General features: G+C 62.2%; 18 protein-coding genes. 11 read left to right on the top strand and 7 right to left on the bottom strand.

Features of this window, described 5'->3' with window-relative positions; genetic code table 11:
- Nucleotides 1-230 precede the first annotated feature (230 nt).
- Both PCO31110_RS11770 and PCO31110_RS11775 read left to right on the top strand, forming a co-directional pair.
- On the top strand, nt 231-917 hold the full coding sequence (locus tag PCO31110_RS11770) for a CoA pyrophosphatase (RefSeq protein ID WP_036660987.1): 687 nt from the start codon (nt 231-233) through the stop codon (nt 915-917).
- Between the two features lie 135 nt (nt 918-1,052).
- On the top strand, nt 1,053-1,991 hold the full coding sequence (locus tag PCO31110_RS11775; RefSeq protein ID WP_010807532.1) for a CobD/CbiB family protein: 939 nt from the start codon (nt 1,053-1,055) through the stop codon (nt 1,989-1,991).
- Between the two features lie 75 nt (nt 1,992-2,066).
- On the opposite strand, the gene rsgA is transcribed toward PCO31110_RS11775, so the two are convergent.
- Entirely contained in the window at nt 2,067-3,008 is a 942-nt protein-coding gene (rsgA, locus tag PCO31110_RS11780) for a ribosome small subunit-dependent GTPase A (RefSeq protein WP_010807531.1), read from the bottom strand.
- On the bottom strand, nt 3,005-4,252 hold the full coding sequence (locus tag PCO31110_RS11785; RefSeq protein ID WP_010807530.1) for a M48 family metallopeptidase: 1,248 nt from the start codon (nt 4,250-4,252) through the stop codon (nt 3,005-3,007). Before PCO31110_RS11785 ends, rsgA begins: the two co-directional genes overlap by 4 nt.
- A 102-nt stretch (nt 4,253-4,354) precedes the next feature.
- Between PCO31110_RS11785 and orn the strand changes: the two genes are divergently transcribed.
- Nucleotides 4,355-4,993 carry an oligoribonuclease gene (gene orn / locus PCO31110_RS11790; RefSeq protein ID WP_150690519.1) on the top strand — a complete coding sequence of 213 codons (639 nt, stop codon included), beginning with the start codon at nt 4,355-4,357 and terminating at the stop codon, nt 4,991-4,993.
- Between the two features lie 95 nt (nt 4,994-5,088).
- Here orn and mog read toward each other — a convergent pair whose 3' ends face one another.
- Nucleotides 5,089-5,709: a molybdopterin adenylyltransferase gene (mog, locus tag PCO31110_RS11795; RefSeq protein ID WP_010807528.1), complete on the bottom strand. Its 621-nt coding sequence runs from the start codon at nt 5,707-5,709 to the stop codon at nt 5,089-5,091.
- On the bottom strand, nt 5,709-6,317 hold the full coding sequence (gene yjgA / locus PCO31110_RS11800) for a ribosome biogenesis factor YjgA (RefSeq protein WP_150690520.1): 609 nt from the start codon (nt 6,315-6,317) through the stop codon (nt 5,709-5,711). Before yjgA ends, mog begins: the two co-directional genes overlap by 1 nt.
- A 115-nt stretch (nt 6,318-6,432) precedes the next feature.
- Here yjgA and pmbA point away from each other — a divergent pair, with 115 nt between their 5' ends.
- From pmbA to PCO31110_RS11835, 7 genes are all read left to right on the top strand, one after another.
- Entirely contained in the window at nt 6,433-7,791 is a 1,359-nt protein-coding gene (gene pmbA / locus PCO31110_RS11805) for a metalloprotease PmbA (RefSeq protein WP_010807526.1), read from the top strand.
- Nucleotides 7,792-8,011: 220 nt separating this feature from the next.
- Complete coding sequence (locus PCO31110_RS11810) at nt 8,012-9,163, top strand: ABC transporter substrate-binding protein (RefSeq protein ID WP_010807525.1); 1,152 nt, start codon at nt 8,012-8,014, stop codon at nt 9,161-9,163.
- A gap of 130 nt (nt 9,164-9,293) precedes the next feature.
- A complete protein-coding gene (locus PCO31110_RS11815; RefSeq protein ID WP_010807524.1) occupies nt 9,294-10,175 on the top strand; it encodes a branched-chain amino acid ABC transporter permease in 882 nt (293 codons plus the stop codon).
- A gap of 13 nt (nt 10,176-10,188) precedes the next feature.
- Nucleotides 10,189-11,064 carry a branched-chain amino acid ABC transporter permease gene (locus PCO31110_RS11820; protein ID WP_010807523.1) on the top strand — a complete coding sequence of 292 codons (876 nt, stop codon included), beginning with the start codon at nt 10,189-10,191 and terminating at the stop codon, nt 11,062-11,064.
- 18 nt (nt 11,065-11,082) lie between these two features.
- Complete coding sequence (locus tag PCO31110_RS11825; protein WP_010807522.1) at nt 11,083-11,883, top strand: ABC transporter ATP-binding protein; 801 nt, start codon at nt 11,083-11,085, stop codon at nt 11,881-11,883.
- Complete coding sequence (locus PCO31110_RS11830; RefSeq protein WP_010807521.1) at nt 11,880-12,593, top strand: ABC transporter ATP-binding protein; 714 nt, start codon at nt 11,880-11,882, stop codon at nt 12,591-12,593. The genes PCO31110_RS11825 and PCO31110_RS11830 overlap by 4 nt, the downstream gene beginning before the upstream one ends.
- 407 nt (nt 12,594-13,000) lie before the next feature.
- Nucleotides 13,001-14,440 carry a sensor domain-containing diguanylate cyclase gene (locus tag PCO31110_RS11835; protein ID WP_150690740.1) on the top strand — a complete coding sequence of 480 codons (1,440 nt, stop codon included), beginning with the start codon at nt 13,001-13,003 and terminating at the stop codon, nt 14,438-14,440.
- A gap of 52 nt (nt 14,441-14,492) precedes the next feature.
- Here the strand turns inward: PCO31110_RS11835 and PCO31110_RS11840 are convergent, their stop codons facing one another.
- The 3 genes from PCO31110_RS11840 to PCO31110_RS11850 are packed head-to-tail and all read right to left on the bottom strand — an operon-like array spanning nt 14,493 to nt 16,941.
- Nucleotides 14,493-14,981 carry a dihydrofolate reductase gene (locus PCO31110_RS11840; protein ID WP_010807519.1) on the bottom strand — a complete coding sequence of 163 codons (489 nt, stop codon included), beginning with the start codon at nt 14,979-14,981 and terminating at the stop codon, nt 14,493-14,495.
- Entirely contained in the window at nt 14,978-15,772 is a 795-nt protein-coding gene (locus PCO31110_RS11845; RefSeq protein WP_010807518.1) for a thymidylate synthase, read from the bottom strand. The genes PCO31110_RS11840 and PCO31110_RS11845 overlap by 4 nt, the downstream gene beginning before the upstream one ends.
- Nucleotides 15,773-15,831: 59 nt before the next feature.
- Nucleotides 15,832-16,941 carry an ABC transporter ATP-binding protein gene (locus tag PCO31110_RS11850; RefSeq protein WP_150690521.1) on the bottom strand — a complete coding sequence of 370 codons (1,110 nt, stop codon included), beginning with the start codon at nt 16,939-16,941 and terminating at the stop codon, nt 15,832-15,834.
- A gap of 274 nt (nt 16,942-17,215) precedes the next feature.
- Here PCO31110_RS11850 and PCO31110_RS11855 point away from each other — a divergent pair, with 274 nt between their 5' ends.
- The gene (locus tag PCO31110_RS11855; RefSeq protein WP_081636115.1) at nt 17,216-19,015 is read left to right on the top strand and encodes an ABC transporter permease; all 1,800 of its coding nucleotides are present in this window, start codon (nt 17,216-17,218) and stop codon (nt 19,013-19,015) included.
- Nucleotides 19,016-19,042 lie beyond the last annotated feature (27 nt).

The raw sequence follows: 19,042 nt of genomic DNA on the forward strand, positions 1-19,042 counted from the left end.
GGACGCCGCTACGTCTGGCGACCTCGTGGCCGGGCGTAGCCAAAGCCGCATGGAAAAAGCACCCTTCGGGGTGCTTTTTTCATTGTGCTATGCCGCATGTATTCAAATGCGGCGGCGCGCCATCGCCATCGAATGCGTCGAATTGCCGGGGGATTGGTATTTTCTTCGCGTGTACGTCTTTCCGGCTTCCTCGCTAAAATAGCGAAGTTCTCCCTCGTTCAAAGGTCTACGTGGCGCCACCTCTCATTCTGCATCCTGAAGCGTTACCCATCGTCTCAACGGGCGAAGGGGAGCCCACGGTGCCGGCAGAGCGGTTGACCCCCGAAGCATTGCGAGACCGCCTTGCCAGTCCGCCGATCTGGACACCGGAGTCGGGTGCTATCGAAGTCGTCTCCCCGTCGCTGTTCACGCCGCGCGCCGCTGCCGTGCTCGTGCCGCTGGTCATGCGTCCGCACGGCACCACGGTATTGCTCACCAGACGAACGCAACATCTCAGCACGCATGCCGGACAGGTGAGTTTTCCTGGCGGCAGCCGCGAGCCTGATGACCCTACGCCGATCGCGACCGCCCTACGCGAATCGCGAGAAGAAATCGGGCTTGATTCGGGAGCGGTGGAAGTGATCGGCCGCTTGCCGGACTACATCACGGGAACGGGTTTTCGCGTCGCTCCGGTCGTGGGCCTGGTCAAACCGCCATTTGATCTTGTCGCCGATGCCGGTGAAGTGGACGAGATTTTCGAGGTCCCGCTCAATTTCCTGATGGACCCTGCGCATCACCAGATCCGTGTCTTCAACTATCAGGTGGGCGAGCGTCGCTTTTACGCGATGCCGTATCCGAAGCCAACAGGGGGAGAGTATTTCATCTGGGGCGCGACGGCGGGCATGTTGCGTAATTTCTACCAACTCTTGCGGGCCTGACGCGAAAGGCGAATCGTTTTTGCGCGTTGTCTGCTTGAATGGTGAAGTGAGTGCGCCGCAGAGGCGCTTGGGGCGGGCATTCGAGAGAAGCTGTGCTATCGTTACACCATTCCGTCTGGTGACCTGAACGCACGCATGACATTCTTTTCGGTACTCCTCGCGCTGATCCTCGAGCAGGTGCGTGCGCTCTCCACGCAAAACCCGATCTACAACCTGATTCGCTCCCACGCGACCCACACGTCGCAGACCTTCGATGCGGGGCAGCCGCGTCACGGTGTGCTGGCGTGGATGGTCGTCGTGTTGCCGTTTGTGCTGGCGGTTGGCGTCATCTATTACCTGCTCATGCGGGTGAATATTTTCCTGGGCTTTGCCTGGAACGTGTTCATCGTCTATCTGACGATGGGATTCCGTCAGTTCAGCCACTACTTCACTGACATTCACGTCGCACTGAACAACGACAATGTGAACGAGGCGCGTGAGATCTTGCGCCAGTGGATTGGTATCGACACGGTCGACATGCCGGTGGACGAAATCGTGCGCCACACGCTGTTGCATGCGGTCATTGCCTCACATCGCCACGTATTCGGCGTGTTCTTCTGGTTCCTGATGCCGGTGGGTCCGGCGGGGGCGGTGCTGTACCGTCTTGCGGAATACCTGTCGCGACGCTGGACGGAAAACGCGCCGGATCGTAGCCCGGCGTTCGGCGTCTTTGCACGCAAGGCGTTCTATGTCATCGATTGGGTGCCGGCACGTTTGACGGCGATCGGTTTCGCCATCGTCGGCAACTTTGAAGACGCGATTTATGCATGGCGTCACTACGCGAAGCAGTGGCCGAATGAAAACGAAGGCATTCTGTTGGCGGCGGGTAGCGGTGCTCTCGGCGCGCGACTCACGGGGCCGTTGGCGGAAGTCTCCAGCGTCGATGCGCTGAATCAGGTCGATGATGCCGTTCTGCCGGTCGGCAGCGAATGCACCCCTCGCACGCTTCAAGCGGCTGTGGGTCTGGTGTGGCGCGCTGTTCTGTTGTGGATGCTCCTGCTGTTGCTCCTGACCCTCGCTGTGTGGCTGGGCTGATAGTTCAAGCGGCAGCACCTATGAAAAACCCCGCAGAAGCGGGGTTTTTTTGCGGATCGGGTTCTGACAGACACCTCAATATGGGATCTGTTGCTCCGATTCGTGGACGAGCTGTGCATAAAGCGCATGCCGCTGTTTCGAGATCCGTCCGTCGGCGACGGCCTCGAGAATGGCGCAACCCGGCTCTTTCAGGTGATGGCAGTTGTAGAACCGGCACCCGGTGAGCAGTGGACGAAACTCGGGAAATGCGCGCTCCAGTGCCCCTTCTTTGAGGTGGTGCAGACCAAACTCCTGAAAGCCCGGTGAGTCGATGAGCAAGCCGCCTTCGGGCAGATGGAAGATGCGCGTGAAGGTGGTCGTGTGCTTGCCTGAGTTCAACACCGTGGAGATTTCGCGCGTTGCCGCGTCGGCATCGGGCACTACGAGATTCACGAGGCTGGATTTACCCATGCCCGACTGCCCAAGCAACAACGACGCCTGATGCGCGAGGCGCGGCAGCAACAATGTCTTCGAAGTGTCCGGATCGGCGCGCACGGAAAGCTCCAGCACCTCATAACCCAACGCGCGATACGGCGCCAGACGCTCGCGCGCTGCGGGCAGGGCATCCACCACATCCGTCTTGTTGAGGACGATCAACGGGCGCAACTCATTGGCTTCTGCTGCCACGAGCGCGCGGCCGAGCAGATCCTCGCTGAAATACGGCTCGGTCGCCAGCATGATGACCAACTGGTCAATGTTGGCGGCGAAGAGCTTGCTTTTGAACTGGTCCGAACGATAGAGCAGATTACGGCGCGGCAGAATCTCCTCGATGACCCCCTGATCGCCCGTGCGTGCCCAGGCAACTTCGTCGCCAACGGCAATTTCGCTTTTCTTGCCGCGCGGGAAGCACAGCACGGTTTCTCCATTGTCGGCTTCCACGACATAGTGGCGGCCGTGGGCTGCCGCCACACGGCCGTGGCGTCGTTCGTGGTCTGTCGTCTCGACCGGCGTAGCCTTACTTTTGCTGCTCCGCTTCATGCGTGCCCCAGCAGACGGTCGATGCGCTGGGATGCAGGCGGATGCGAGTAGTAGAACGCGGTGTAGACCGGGTCGGGGGTGAGCGTTGATGCGTTGTCCTGGTACAGCTTTACGAGGGCATTGATCAGATCGCTCGCTTGGGTCTGGCTGGCGGCGAACGCGTCGGCCTCGAATTCGTGCTTGCGAGACGTCAGGCTGTTCAGCGGGCTCGCGAAGAAGCCGAACACAGGCAGTACAAGGAAAAACAGCACCAGTGCCAATCCATTGTTGCTGCCGGTCATCGACGGCATCACGCCGAGTTCGGTGTAGAACCATGTGCGTCCGGCCAGCCATCCAAGCAGAGCAAGGAACGCCAGCGACAACGCGAAGGCGGCGATCAGCCGTTTCGTGATGTGGCGACGCTTGAAGTGGCCCAATTCGTGCGCCAGCACAGCTTCGATTTCTGCGGGGGAGAGTCGCTCGATCAGCGTATCGAAGAACACGATGCGCTTGGCGCGGCCGAAACCGCTGAAATACGCGTTGCCGTGTGCCGAGCGTTTCGAGCCGTCCATCACGAAGAGGCCGCGGGCTGCGAAACCGCATCGCCGCATGAGTCCTTCTATGCGTTGTGCCAGCGATGCGTCCGAGAGCGGCTCGAACTTGTTGAACATCGGGGCGATGACGTGCGGGAAGATGAACTGCACGAACAGGTTGAATGCGACCCAGACGACCCAGGTGTATAGCCACCACAGTGGCCCCGCGCGTTCCATCAGCCACAGCACGACGAAGAGCAGCGGCAGCCCGAGCACAATGCCGATGGCAGTGCCCTTGACCAGGTCGGCAATGAACAGCCCGAGCGACATGCGGTTGAAGCCGAACCGCTGTTCGATCACGAACTGCCGCACGTAAGTGAAGGGCAGGTCGACGATGCCGGAGATCAGCAGGACGGCGGCGATCAGCGCGATCTGGCCCACATAGCCTTCACCGAGCCATTCCGAGATGCCGATGTGCAGCACATTCAGCCCGCCAAGCAGCGTGAATGCGACGAGCAGCACCGCCTGAGCGAAGATCTCCGCCATGCCCAGGCGCGTGCGAGCGACCGTGTAATCGGCGGCGCGCTGGTGGTCTGTCAGCGTGATCGTGTCGGCGAACCGCTCGGGGACGGCTGCCCGATGGGCGACCACATGGCGAACCTGACGAGCGGCCAGCCAGAGCTTGGTCATGACCATCGCCAGCAGGAAGATCACGAAGAGATAAGTGAACATGCGCTTAAGAAGAATCCGAAGTATGCGAGAATTATAAGTTCTTTCGACCGGCCAGGCGCCGCGCCGGTCGCCCACCGATGCGTTTTCCAGAGTCTTCCGATCATGTCTGTCACTCCATCCCAAAATCCCACGTCTGCCGCGACAGAGACGACGCTTGCACGGGCCGAGTTCAATTTGGTCTGGCTCGACATGGAAATGACCGGTTTGCAGCCCGATAGCGACCGCATTATCGAAGTGGCGGTCGTCGTCACGGATTCTGCGCTGACGCGCCGAATCGAAGGACCGGTCTTCGCGATTCATCAGTCGGACGCCGTTCTGGACGGCATGGACGACTGGAACAAGTCGACGCATGGCCGTTCGGGGCTGATCGACCGCGTGAAGGCGTCAATCGTTGACGAAGCGTCGGCCGAAGCCCAGTTGATCGAGTTCCTGTCTCAGTACGTACCACCGAACAAGTCGCCGATGTGCGGTAACTCGATCTGTCAGGATCGCCGTTTCATGGCGCGGTACATGCCCAAGCTCGAGGCGTTTTTCCACTACCGGAATCTGGACGTCAGCACGCTCAAGGAGCTATGCCGGCGCTGGGAACCCACGGTCTATAAGGGCTTTACCAAGCGCGCGGCTCACACCGCGTTGGCCGACATCCACGAGTCGATCGACGAACTGGTGTATTACCGCGAGCATTTCCTGAAAACGGCCGTGCCCGGCGCACCTGACACTCCGAGATCGGCCCCGGCCTGATGTCCGCAGCATGACAAAGAACGCCAGCGAAATCGCTGGCGTTTTGTTTTGGATCACTGAAACGGGCGATCCGGGAAGTCTGGATGGCGGACGGGTCACGCCGATTTCGGCGCGCGAATCGCGCTCTTGGGGCGGAAGGCTTTGCAGATGCCTTCATCCGTCTCGATGTACGGCCCGCCGATCAGGTCGATGCAATACGGCACGGCGGCAAAAATGCCGGGCACGACCGATTTTCCGTCGGCGTCGCGCAGCCCTTCGAGGGTTTCCTTGATCGACTTGGGCTGACCGGGCAGGTTGACGATGAGGGCGGCGTGATCTGCCGTCTCGCGGATCACGGCCACCTGACGCGAGAGGATAGCGGTCGGTACAAAGCGAAGGCTGATCTGGCGCATCTGCTCCCCGAAGCCTGGCATTTCCTTCGTGCCCGCGCGCAGCGTGGCTTCCGGCGTAACGTCGCGCCGCGCGGGTCCTGTCCCTCCGGTGGTGAGCACCAGATCGCACGCCATGGTGTCGACAAGTTCGATCAGCGTCGCGGTGATGCCATCGGCGTCGTCGGGAATCAGGCGGGTTTCGGCCACCCACGGTGAGGCGAGCGCGCTGGCAAGCCAGTCCTTGAGCGCCGGGATGCCTTGATCCTCGTACGTGCCCTGACTCGCCCGGTCACTGATCGAGACGAGGCCTACGCGGAGTTCGTCCGGATGTGAGCGCGCGATCATCAATCTTCCTCACGGGTTGGGAATTCCGGCAATTCGTTATCCGCATCGTCCGAAGATTCGGCGGTACTGGGCGATCCGGTGCCAAGCAGGTCCTTGAGGGCCTGGAACAGTTCACGGAAGGCCTTGGGCGGCTTTTGCGCAGCCTGTTCACGGCGGGCGTTGCGAACGAGCGTGCGCAGTTGCTGGGCATCGGCCCCCGGGTGCTGGGCGAGCAGTTCGGTGAGGGCTTCGTCCTTGGCCAGCAGGCGTTCGCGCCAGCGTTCGAGCGCGTGCAGCTTGGCCGTTTCCGCCTTCGAGACACCATTGATGACGTCCAGGGCGCGACGAATTGCCTCGACTTCGGACTCATCGAGGGTACGCATTTGCTTGCCCACGTACTGCATCTGTCGACGGCGGCCTTCGTGTGCCGTGATCTTGCGGCAGTCCCGGACGGCCCGTTCAAGGTTATCGGGCATGGGCACGCGGGCGAGCGCGTCCTTGCCAAGGTTGACCAGTTCTTCGCCCAGATCCTGGAGGGCATGCGATTCGCGCTTGCGCTGGGATTTGCTCGGGCCTTCGTCGGCAAGCTCGCTGTGGGCGATACGGTTAAAGCGTTGAATGTGCGTCATGGGCGCTATTGTAACGCGGCGCGCGCCGTCCAAATAGTTGCCGGGCCCACGCACGACGGTGAGGAAGTCGCGCTAAGATGGCGGTTCCTATTCAGCCACTGACCCAATCGCGCCGATGTCCCAAGCGACCCAGCATTTCACGCATACCCAGGACCAACTCAAGGAAATCGTCAGCGACGTACTGCAATACGCCCGTTCGCTCGGCGCCACCGATGCGGCCGCCGAAATCTCCGAGGGCGACGGTCTGTCGGTCTCGGTGCGGCGCGGCAAGGTCGAGACCATCGAGCGCAACCGCGACAAGCTCGTGGGCGTGACGGTCTTCATCGGTCAGCGTCGCGGCAACGCCAGCACGTCGGACTTCTCGCGCAAGGCATTGCACGACACGGTCGACGCCGCCTACAACATCGCCCGTTTCACTGCGGAGGACGACTGTGCCGGGCTCGCCGAGTCCGAACTGCTGGAAATGCATCCGCAGGATCTGTCGCTGTTCCATCCGTGGCGCATCGCTGCGGATGAAGCGGTAGAACTGGCGCGTCGTGCCGAGAAGGCGGCGCTCGACGTGAGCCCGGTCATCCGCAATTCCGAAGGCGCGAGCGTGTCGGCGCAGCATTCGCAGTTCATGCTTGGCACGACCCGCGGTTTCCTTTCGGGCTATCCGTATTCGCGCCATTACCTGTCGGTCTCGCCGATCGCGGGTTCGGGCAGCCATATGCAGCGCGACGACTGGTATTCGTCCAAGCGCGCTGCCGAGGATCTGGCGTCGCCCGAGGCGGTGGGCCGCTACGCCGCCGAGCGTGCGCTGGCGCGCCTGCATGCCCGCAAGCTCTCCACACGCAAATGTGCGGTGCTGTTCGAGGCACCGCTCGCCGCCGGTCTGCTGGGGGCGTTCGTGCAGGGGGTGAGTGGCGGTGCGCTCTACCGCAAGGCCACGTTCCTTGTCGACACATTGGGCAAGCCGGTGTTCGCCGACCACGTGGGCATTTACGAAGATCCGCATGTGCCGCGCGCCATGGGCAGCGCCCCGTACGACGAGGAGGGTGTGAAGACGCGCGCACGGGACGTCGTGAGCGACGGCGTGGTCCAGGGCTACTTCCTTTCCACCTACTCGGCGCGCAAGCTGGGTATGCAGACGACCGGCAACGCCGGCGGCTCCCACAACCTGCGCATGTACAGCAAGCTCACGGCGCCGACGGACGACTTCCGTGCGATGTTGCGCAAGCTGGGCACGGGCCTGCTCGTCACCGAACTGATGGGGCAGGGCGTGAACTACGTGACGGGCGACTATTCGCGTGGCGCGTCGGGCTTCTGGGTCGAGAACGGTGAGATTCAATACCCGGTTGAGGAAATCACGCTGGCGGGCAACCTGAGCGACATGTTCCGCCAGATCGTTGCGATCGGGGCCGACACGCTCGTACGCGGTACCAAAGAAGTCGGGTCAATCCTGATTGAACAAATGACCATCGCCGGTCATTGATGCTGCAAAAAGCGGTTATGGCGCGATAAACGCGTTGCATTTATGCGCCATAACAAGGCAAAAACCCTTTTGCCCCGTGTCCGGCACAGGCGGTTTGCGTTATCCTTAGGAGTTTTCTTAAGCCGTGGCTTAAGAACAGACACGGTAGTTAGGGTAATGGGCGCGCTCATAAGGCGCGCCTTCTCATAACTAGAGACTAGGTATTGGAGGAAGAAGACTCATGAAAAGCACCATGACCAAGTTGCTGAGCGCGCTTGTCGCTACGGGGATGGTGGCTGCGGCCCACGCAGCCGATCTGAAGATTGGCGTGGCCGAAGCACTGTCGGGCGGCGCTGCGCAATATGGCGCGGCCATCAAGAATGGTTTCCAACTGGCCGCTGACGAAATCAACGCTGCCGGCGGTATCAATGGCAACAAGCTCGTCCTTCAGGTCGAAGATGAGCAGGGCAAGAAGGAAGAGGCGATCAACGTCTTCAAGAAGCTGATCTTCCAGGACAAGGTACTCATGGTGTTCGGCCCGACGCTGTCGAACTCGGCACAGGCTGCCGATCCGATCGCACAAGCCGGCAAGACGGTGGCTTTCGGTACGTCGAACACGGCTGACGGCATTACGTCGATCGGCGACTTCATCTTCCGCAACTCGGTGACGGAAGCCGACGTGCTGCCTGAGACCATCAAGGTGGCGGCCAAGCACACGGGTATCAAGAAGGTTGCCGTGCTGTATGGCAACGACGACGTGTTCACCAAGAGCGGCTACGACAACTTCAAGAAGGCCCTTGAGGATCTGAAGATCCCGGTCACGACGACCGAAACGTTCGCCAAGGGCGACGTGGACTTCAAGGCGCAGCTCACCAAGATCAAGGCCAGCAAGCCCGACGCCATCGTGCTGTCGGCGCTGATTGCCGAAGGTGCGCCGATCATGGTGCAGGCCCGCCAACTGGGTATCAACGTGCCCTTCATTGGTGGTAACGGCATGAACTCGGTCAAGGTGTTCGATCTGGCCAAGGGCAGCTCGGATGGCCTGTGGGTGGGTAGCCCGTGGTCGATCGAGAACAACACGCCGGCCAACACGAAGTTCATCGGTGCCTACAAGGCCAAGTACAACGTGGCTCCTGATCAGTTCGCGGCGCAGTCGTATGATGCGATGTACATTGCAGCCGCTGCCATCAAGAACGTGAAGATCTCGGGCAACCTGGAAGCTGACCGTAAGGCACTGCGCGACGCGCTGCCGAAGGTCACGCACGAAGGCGCTACGGGCAAGTTTGCGTTCCGTCAGGCCATGGGCAAGAACGGCAAGCCGGCCGGCTACGATGCGCAACAGGCGCCGATCGTCAGTGTGACGAAGGGTGGCAAGTACGTCATCGAGAAGTAAGCAGCCCGGCAGTACTTGAAGAAGTCAGCATGGGCGTAGGGCCGAAAGGCGCTACGCCCATCGGCGTTTCTGGCACACGCCGTGCCCCCAAGCGGCGCGTGCCTTTGTCCCTCAGGCTGGAATACACACCATGCTGGAACAGCAACTCGTCAACGCGCTCTCCCTCGGGTGCGTGTACGCCTTGTTCGCGCTCGGGTTCACACTCGTGTTCGGCATCCTCGGCGTCATCAATCTTTCGCACGGCGCGGTCTTCATGGTCGGTGCCTATGCGGCGCTGCAAGCCGTCGTGCGCCTTCATCTGCCGCTTTGGGCGGCCATCCTGACGGCGGTTATCGTTGCCGGCTCGCTTGGTTTGCTCATCGACGTGCTGGTGCTCAAACCGTTGCGCAAACGCGGCGCGCCTCACCTGATCCCGATGATCGCCACCATTGGCGTGGGCATTCTGCTCAACAACGGTGTACAGGGCATATTCGGTGCGGAGAATTTGCGTTTCCCGTACGACGTCGTGTCGCAGGAGACCCTGACCGTCGCTGGCGTTCACATGACGGTGCTCGAACTCGCGATCATCTTCATCTCGTTTGCGCTCATGGCCGTGCTTATCACCACGATCAAGAAGACGCAACTGGGCCGCGCGTTGCGTGCCATTGCCGAATCGCCGAAGGCAGCCTATTTGCTCGGGATCAACGTCGAGGGCCTGTTCCTGGCGACGTCGTTCGCTGCGGCGGGGCTGGGTGGCATGGCTGGCGTGCTGATCGGGTTGTACTCCAACGCGGTGTTCCCGCTGATGGGGCAGCCGATGCTGCACAAGGGTATCGCGGTGATCATTCTGGGCGGTATGGGCGACATCCGTGGTGCGATGATCGGTGGCTTGTTCCTTGGCTTTGCCGAGGTCATGTCGGTCGCGTACATCGGTTCGAACATGCGCGACGCCGTGGCGTTCGGCCTGCTGTTTCTGATCCTGCTGGTGCGTCCGCAGGGGTTGTTCGGCAAAGTGCTCGAACGCAAAGCGTAATCACGGGGGCGCAATGGACTGGTTCAATAATTTCTGGGCGGTTTACAGCAATCTGGTGTTGACGCTTGGCACCAACGCGTTGCTGGCCCTGTCGATATACCTCACGCTCTCGTGCGGCATGCTGGCCATGGCCAACGCGGCGTTCATGGGCATTGGTGCATACACTGCCGCGTTGCTCACGATGAACTACGACACGCCGTTCGCCGTGTCGCTCGCGGGTGGCATGGCGGCGCCGGCGCTTGTCGCGTTCATCATCGGCAAGCCGACGCTGCGTCTGTCGGGGGTGTATCTGGCGATGGCGACGCTCGGCTTCGGTGAAGTCGTGCGGGTGCTGATTCTCAACACCGAAGACCTGACAGGCGGTGCGTTGGGCCTGAACGGCATTCCGCAGCTCACCCAGTGGTGGCATGTGGCGGCAGCGGTGGTAATCGTACTGGCCGCGCTGTGGCGTTTGCGCCGCTCGAAGGTCGGTCGTGCCTTCGAGGCCATCAAGGAAGACGAGACGGCGGCGGGCCTCATGGGCATCAATGTCACGGGCTACAAGATGTTGGCGTTCGTGCTGGGGGCGGTGCTTGCCGGGTTGGCAGGGGCGCTCAATGCGCATCTGACGTTCTTCATCGGACCGAACGAATTCGGTTTCGACCGTGGCGTCGAGATTCTGACGATGGCAATTCTGGGCGGCATCAACGGATTGGCGGGGCCCGTACTGGGCAGCACCATTCTTACGTTGTTGCCTGAGTTGCTGCGTGCGTTCAACGACTTCCGCCTTGTGGTCAACGGCCTGATTCTGGTGCTGATCGTGCTGTTTCTGCCCAAGGGTATCTGGGATCCGATGCGATTTCGCCGCTGGTTCCGTGCCGACAAGGCGCGTTCGGCCTCTTCCACGTAAGCGGACGAGGGACACGACATGCTCAAGCTTTCCAATATTTCCAAACGATTCGGTGGATTGCACGTTCTGCAGGACGTGAACATCGAGGTGCCGCAGGGCACCATCTTCGGCCTGATTGGCCCGAACGGTGCGGGTAAGACGACCGTTTTCAACCTGATCACCGGCCTGTTGCAGCCGACGGGCGGCAGCATTACGTTCGACGGCGAGAGTCTTGTGGGGCAGAAGCCGCACAAGATCACGCAGCGGGGCATTGCCCGCACGTTCCAGAACATTCGCATCTTCAAGGAGATGACGTTGATCGAGAACGTGGTGGTTGGCATGCACCGCCATCTTTCCTACGGCCCGGCTGGCCTGCTGCTTTCGCTGCCGGGTTTTCGGGAGATGGAGAAGCGTTCGCGCGAGCGCGCCCACGAGTTGCTTTCGTGGGTAAAGCTCGATCACAAGGCGTACGACATTGCCGACAACCTCTCGTACGGCGACCAGCGCAAGCTCGAACTGGCGCGTGCGCTTGCGACCGAGCCCAAGCTGTTGCTGCTCGACGAGCCGGTGGCGGGCATGAATACGGGTGAGAAGGTCGATCTCATGAGCGAGATCGAGAACATCAAGGCGCGTGGTTACACGATCTTCATGATCGAGCACGACATGCGCTTCGTGATGGGGTTATGCGAACGCATCGCGGTGTTGAACTTCGGCCGCATCATTGCCGAGGGCAAGCCTGACGAGATCAAGCACAACCCGCAGGTCATCGAGGCATATCTTGGCCGTGATGACGACGATGATATGGCTGCGCTTGCGGCTGGCGCGGAGGACAAGGCATGAGTGTGTTGCTCGAAGTGAAGGGCCTGAAGGTGGCCTATGGGCATATCGAAGCGGTGAAGGGCGTCGATTTCTCGTTGCGCGAGCATGAGATCACCTCGCTTGTTGGGGCCAATGGCGCGGGCAAGTCGACGACGCTGCTGGCGCTGTCCGGACTCATCAAGAGGCAGGCCGGCTCGATTCTGTTCCAGGGCGAAGAGATTGGTGGTTTGGCGCCGAACAAGATCGTGCAGCGCGGTTTGGTACAGGTGGCGGAGGGCCGAGCCACGCTTACGACGATGTCGGTGCGCGAGAACCTTGAGCTAGGCGCCTACACGCGTCGAGACAAGCAGAACGTGAAGCCGGATCTGGACAAGGTGCTGGAGCGATTCCCGCGACTGGCGGAGCGAATCGACCAGATGGCGGGTAACTTGTCGGGGGGCGAGCAGCAGATGCTGGCGATTGGTCGTGCATTGATGGCGCGTCCGCGCTTGCTGTTGCTCGACGAGCCGTCGATGGGTCTTGCGCCGATCATCGTGCAGGGCATTTTCAGCACATTGAAAGAGATCAACGCGGATGGGTTGACCATCTTCCTGGTGGAGCAGAATGTGCGGCAGGCGTTGAAAATTGCGCAACATGGTTACGTGCTGGAGACGGGCAAAGTGGTGTTGGAAGACACGGGCCGCAACCTGCTGGGTAACCCTCGAGTACTGGAAGCGTACCTAGGCGGATGAGTTTCTAAGAAAGAGCACATAACCCCTCATTCATGTGGGGGAGGGGAAGAGCAGACGACGTAGCCAGCGCGGCGTCGACGGGTTATCTGACGATAGCTGGTCGACGCCGTTTTTCGTATAGGGGGGGATAGAAGGCCCCCTTCGAAGGCGAGGGTGGAGACGGATCGGGGCCCCTTTCTGCAGCGAGTTGGGTTTATGTCTGAGAGGCGGAAAGGGGCTCCGATCCGTCTGGAGGGGGGTGTTAAGGGTAAGTCAGAGCGACAATCGAAGAGAAAAAAAGGCACATTGGCAGGGGGGATGAATTGGTGCATGCTGCGGCTAAACGGTAGTCGGAAGGGGGGGGCGTTCCCGGTGCCAGATGATGCCGGGGCTGCATGGGGCTTCGAAAAAACGGCGAAGGGGGCGACATGGACGGCTTTCTGATGGAGCGGGCATCGAGGGGGCAGCGGGCATTGGCGGGCTGTCTGGCGATCGCGATCCTTGCCGCTTTGATATTGACGGCACCGCAGGCGACGGCAGCGTTGCCGGCGGTCGCGCCATTTTTGCCCATGTGCGGGTTGACCGTGTTCACGACGGCGGCGATTGCATCGTTTCTGTTGGCGGCGCAGTTTCAGGTAAGTCGGCTGCCGGTGTTCGGGCTGCTTGCCGGTGCCTATGCGTTCACGGCGTTGACTGTTGCCATGCAGTTGTTGACGCTCCCGGGCCTGTTCTCGCCGCAGGGCTTATTCGGTGCGTTTCCGACGACATCCGGCTGGATCTGGGCGATTTGGCACATGGGTTTTCCCTCGCTAGTGCTCATCGCCATGATTTCGCGGCGTCTTTTCGTGTTGCAGTCCGTGACGCAGATGCTGCCGACGGGGCGGGCGTTGTGGCTCTTCGTCGGTTTGCCGCTGGTGGTGGGGGCGTTGCTCTGCGTGACGGTATTGGCCGTGCAGTTGCCGCCTGCGCTGGCGCCGGCGACGGCACCGGGGGACTTCTCTGCGCGGGGCGCGGGCGTGGTGTTGCTGGTGGTGAATCTTGTTTCGTTGGGCGCCGTGCTGGCGATCGGCCGTCTGCGTACCGTGCTGGATTTGTGGATGGCGCTGGCAGTCCTTGCGTGCGTGACGGACACCGTGCTCAGCCTGATGAGCACCGTGCGATTCTCGCTGGGCTGGTACCTGGCGCGGCTGTTCAGCATGTCGGCGCCGGGGTTACTCGTTTGCGTGCTCGTGTGGGAAGTCTCGCGGTTGTATCGAGAACTCACGCGTGCGCATCTGAGATTGATCGAATACAGCAACCGCGATGCGCTCACCGGCATCTTCAATCGCCGCTACTTCAACGACCGGTTTCCGCAGGATTTCGAGCAGGCGCGCCGCTCTGGGCACCCGTTATCGCTGTTGATGGTCGACGTCGATTATTTCAAGCGTTACAACGACCAGTACGGCCACCCCGTGGGTGACGAGTGCCTTGAGCATGTCGCACTCGCCATCATGCGGGCGACGCATCGGCCAGCGGATATCGTGGCGCGTTACGGTGGCGAAGAGTTCGTGATCGTTCTGCCCGAAACCGACGCGAATGGCGCATATTTCGTCGCCACGCGCGTAACGGAGGGCGTGCGGGCGTTGGCGAGGCCCGCTCCGGGGCCGCAAGGGATTGTGACCGTCAGTGTCGGGTGTGCGACGCACGTGCCACAGCAGGGGAATGCCGGCGATACGCCGGAGCGCCTGATCGCATTGGCCGATGAGGCGTTGTACACGGCCAAGCGTCTCGGCCGTGACCGCGTGTATGTTTCCGAGGGCGTTGCGCTGGCGGCTGACGGCAAAGGCGGTGCGGCGGAGCATGTGCCGCACGCCAACCTGCACGCCTGATCCGGATGCCCGGCGTGAGAACGAGAACGGCGCGCGCGTGCGCGCCGTCAGATCAAATTCGCTCGTAGGTGACGAACGCGTAATCGAAGTCGTTCGGGGCGGGGGAGTGATGCGTCTCACGTGCCGTTTCCCGCCATTGGGCCGAGGGTAGATCGGGGAAGTGAGCGTCGCCCTCGAACGCTCTGGCAATCTCCGTGACGATCACCTTGTCCGCGCTCGCCAGCGACTCAGCGTACAACTGCGCGCCGCCGATCAGGCAGACTTCCTCGGTGCCCACACACAGCCGCATCGCGTCGACAAGCGAGCCGGCCACCTCGCAGCCATCGATTTTCAGATCCGGATTGCGCGACACCACGATATTGCGGCGCCCCGGCAGCGGACGGCCGATTGAATCGTAGGTCTTGCGTCCCATGACGATCGGCTTGCCGAGCGTCGTCCGCTTGAAGTGGGCGAGATCTTCCGGCAAACGCCACGGCAATTGATTGTCGCGCCCGATCACGCCGTTTTCGGCGCGGGCAACGACCAACGTGAGAATCGTCATACGGCCACCGGCGCCTTGATATGCGGATGCGCTTCGTACCCGGTGATCTGGAAATCTTCGAAACGGTAATCGAAGATCGAGTCGGGCTTGCGCGCGATCTCGAGCTTCGGCAGCGGGAGCGGCTCGCGCGCGAGTTGCGTGGCGACCTGTTCCAGATGATTGTTGTACAGATGGCAGTCGCCGCCCGTCCACACGAAGTCGCCGACATCCAGCCCGGTCTGCTGCGCCATCATGTGCGTGAGCAGTGCGTAGCTTGCGATATTGAACGGCACACCGAGGAAGATATCCGCGCTGCGCTGGTAAAGCTGGCACGACAGCTTACCGTTTGCCACGTAGAACTGGAAGAACGCGTGACACGGCGGCAACGCCATGCGCGGAATCTCTCCGACATTCCATGCAGAGACGATCAGGCGGCGGGAGTCCGGTGTGGCGCGAATTTGGTCAACGAGCTGCGTGATCTGGTCGATATGACCGCCGTCGGGCGTCGGCCACGAGCGCCACTGGGCACCGTAGACCGGACCGAGTTCGCCGTTGGCATCGGCCCATTCGTTCCAGATCGACACCCCGTTTTCCTGCAGATAGCGCACGTTCGTGCTGCCCTGCAGAAACCACAGGAGTTCATGCACGATGGACTTGATATGCACTTTCTTGGTCGTGACGAGCGGAAATCCTTCCTGCAGGTCGAAGCGCATTTGATAACCGAACACCGAGCGCGTGCCTGTGCCCGTGCGGTCGGTCTTGTCGGTGCCATGTTCGAGTACATGGCGCATGAAGTCGAGGTACTGTTTCATAGGCCCATCCGTTTTGCCGGATTCTACCAGCCTCAGCGTGAGGGTGTGCTTCAGGGGCGTCAGACCGGGGCGCCACCGACCGTGAATGCCACCGGATGCCGCACCGCCAGACGTAACCCCACGCGCTCCCCCGCCTCGTGCGCCAACTCGCCGTCGACACGTGCGATCACCTCCCGGCCCGACGCCAGACGCAGCGTATAAAGCTGGTCGGCGCCACGGAACGCACGCCTCACGAGCGTGGCTTCGAACGGACTGGCGGGGTCGTGCACAATGTCGTCCGCTCGCAGCAGAACGTCGACGTTCACCGGATAGGCGTCTTTCGCCGCCGCGCGCAACAACTTTTCCGCCAGCGCCGGCACGACGGCAATTTCCCCCAGTTCGAGTGAGATGCCGCCACCCTCGGTATTGCCCCGGAACGTGCCCGGAATCAGCGCGCCGCGGCCGATGAAGTCCGCAACCACACGATTGGCCGGCGTACGCCATAGCTCACGCGCGGGCGCCCACTGGGCAACGGCACCCGCATGCATCACCCCGATGCGATCGGCCATTGCGAAGGCTTCGTGCTGATCGTGCGTGACGAGAATCGCCGTCGCACCGCTCTCCCGGATGATCTCGCGCACCTCCACGGCCAGCCGTTCACGCAGATCGAGATCGAGATTCGAAAACGGCTCGTCGAGCAGCAGCAGGGCGGGGGAGGGCGCCAGCGCGCGCGCAAGCGCCACGCGTTGCTGCTGGCCGCCGGAGAGTTCATGCGGATACTTGCGCAACGCGCCCGCCAGACCGACCCGTTCAGCGAGTGTCTGCACCCGGTCATGACGCTCGGCCCGTGCCATGCGCCCAAGGCCGAAGCCGATATTCTGGGCCACGTTCAGATGCGGGAACAACGCGTAATCCTGAAACACCACGCCGACGTGACGACGCTCGGGCGGCTCGCTCATCTGCGCATTGGCCACCTCGTGCGCGTCGAGGACGATGCGGCCACCCGCCAGCGGCTCGAAGCCGCACACGGCACGCAGCACCGTCGTCTTGCCACAACCGGACGGGCCAAGCAGGCAGCCGATTTCGCCGCGTGCAAGCGATAACGACAGGTCGCGAACGGCCGTATGGACGTGGCCGGCGGCGTCGTAATTCACACAGATGTGGTCGAGCAGCAGATAAGGCAGAGGCATTGGCGTGGCGTAGCGTGTGTCGACGCGAGCACGTCAACGGAAACAGATGAACAGGCGCGAATCGGCGGCTTGGTTTGACGGCCGGGCACTTTCCATTTCCGGCCGCGTCAGAGTCCTAATCGCGAATGCGTATAATTTACACCGCTTTAGACCGGTGAACGCCTGCCGGTTCCCTTGCGGCGATGCAGGGCATACGGCGACTGGCCGTCACCGGCGTATTTCAAGCCGCCACCTGATCGTCCACCCATTGACTGCTACCCGTCTCGATCTGCCGATGTCATCGACGCCTCCGTCACGCGCCGCCACCGATTCTGTTTTCGTCGATACTTCGTCCGGGGCAAGTGATCCGGCTGAGGGTCTGGTCACGTCCGCCGCGCTCGCCGGTGCGGGACAGACGCCGTCACCCGGCGGTTCGTTTCATGCTTCCCCTGCCGCCCGGCGTGGGCGTGCACGCCGGCTGTGCAGCGTGTGGGCGTGGCGGTGGGTGGCGTGGGCCCCGGCGCTGATCGTGCTTGTGCCGATGTTCGGCATCGTGGCGGCGCTGGGGGCGGGAGATGCTGGCACGCGCGCCATCCTCACCCATATGCTGGATACCGTGCTGCCCGAATACGCCCTCAATTCGCTGCGCATCTCGTTGGCGGTGAGTGCCGGGGTACTCGTCATGGGCGTGGCAAGTGCATGGCTTGTCGTTCACTATGCGTTTCCCGGACGACGTCTGCTCGAGTGGGCACTGATCCTGCCGCTCGCGATGCCCGCGTACGTGACGGCCTACGCGTACACCGACTTCCTCCAGTTCGCCGGGCCGGTGCAGAGCGTATTGCGCAAGCTGCTCTCGGTCGACCGTGTGGCGTGGTTTCCGGAGGTGCGCTCATGGTATGGCGCGGCGTGGGTTTTCACGGGGGCCTTCTATCCCTACGTCTATCTGCTGGCCCGCACCGCTTTTCTGGAGCACAGCCAGCGCTTCTTCGAGGCGGCACGCTCGCTCGGGTGTACGCCCGTGCAGGCGTTTGTGCGCGTGGCATTGCCGCTCGCGCGACCCGCGTTGGTCGCGGGGGTGGCGCTCGTGCTCATGGAGACGCTCGCCGACTACGGCGCCGTCGCTTACTTCGGGGTGCCGACCTTTACGACCGGTATCTACCGTGCGTGGTTGTCGATGGGGGACCGGGTGGCAGCGGCGCAACTCTCGGCGTGCCTGCTGTTCGCCGTCCTTGTCCTGTTGATCGCGGAAGCACGCAGCCGGGCGCGGCTGCGGTATTACGGGGCGCCGGGACGCTCGCCGACGACGTCGAGACGCACTCGCCTGCGAGGCGGACGTGCGGCGCTGGCAACGCTTGCCTGTGCGCTGCCGCTCGTCATCGGCTTCCTGTTACCTGCGTTCATCATGCTGCGGCTCGCGGTCTCCGAACTGGATCAGGTGCCTTGGCCACGCTATGGCGAATGGGTCTACAACACCGTGCGTCTGGCGGGCGTGGCGGCGTTCGTCGCGAGCGCCTTTGCCATCGTGCTCGGTTACGCCCAGCGACTGGCGCCGGGACGCGTGACACGCATCGCCGTCCGGCTCGTGGGCGTTGGCTACGCGATCCCCGGTGCGGTCATCGCCTTGGGCATTCTCACGCCGGTGCTGCATCTCGACACCTGGCTGGGCAACGTATTCGGCGCGGACGGCCTGGTGCTCGCGGGCACGGGGGGCGTGCTGATCTATGCCTATGTCGTGCGATTCCTGCCGGCGGCGCTGCAAAGTGTGGATGCCGGTTTCGCTCGCATCGCCCCCAATCTCGACGCCAGCGCCCGCAGCCTCGGCGTGGGCGGCTGGTCGATGCTGCGCCGGGTGCATCTGCCGCTGCTGCGCGGCAGTGTGCTGACGGCGGCACTGCTGGTATTCGTGGACGTCATGAAAGAACTGCCTGCCACGCTCGCGCTGCGGCCGTTCAATATGGACACGCTGGCGGTCGTCACGAGCCATTTGGCGGCCGACGAGCGCCTTGCCGAGGCCGCCGTGCCGGCCTTGACGCTCGTGCTCGTGGGACTGTTGCCGGTGCTCGTACTGGCCCGTGCCATTGCGCGGCGCGGGTGAGCGTGCAACGCCCTCCGGTCCCGTAAA

Source organism: Pandoraea communis (genome assembly GCF_902459745.1).
Taxonomy (GTDB): Bacteria; Pseudomonadota; Gammaproteobacteria; order Burkholderiales; family Burkholderiaceae; genus Pandoraea; species Pandoraea communis.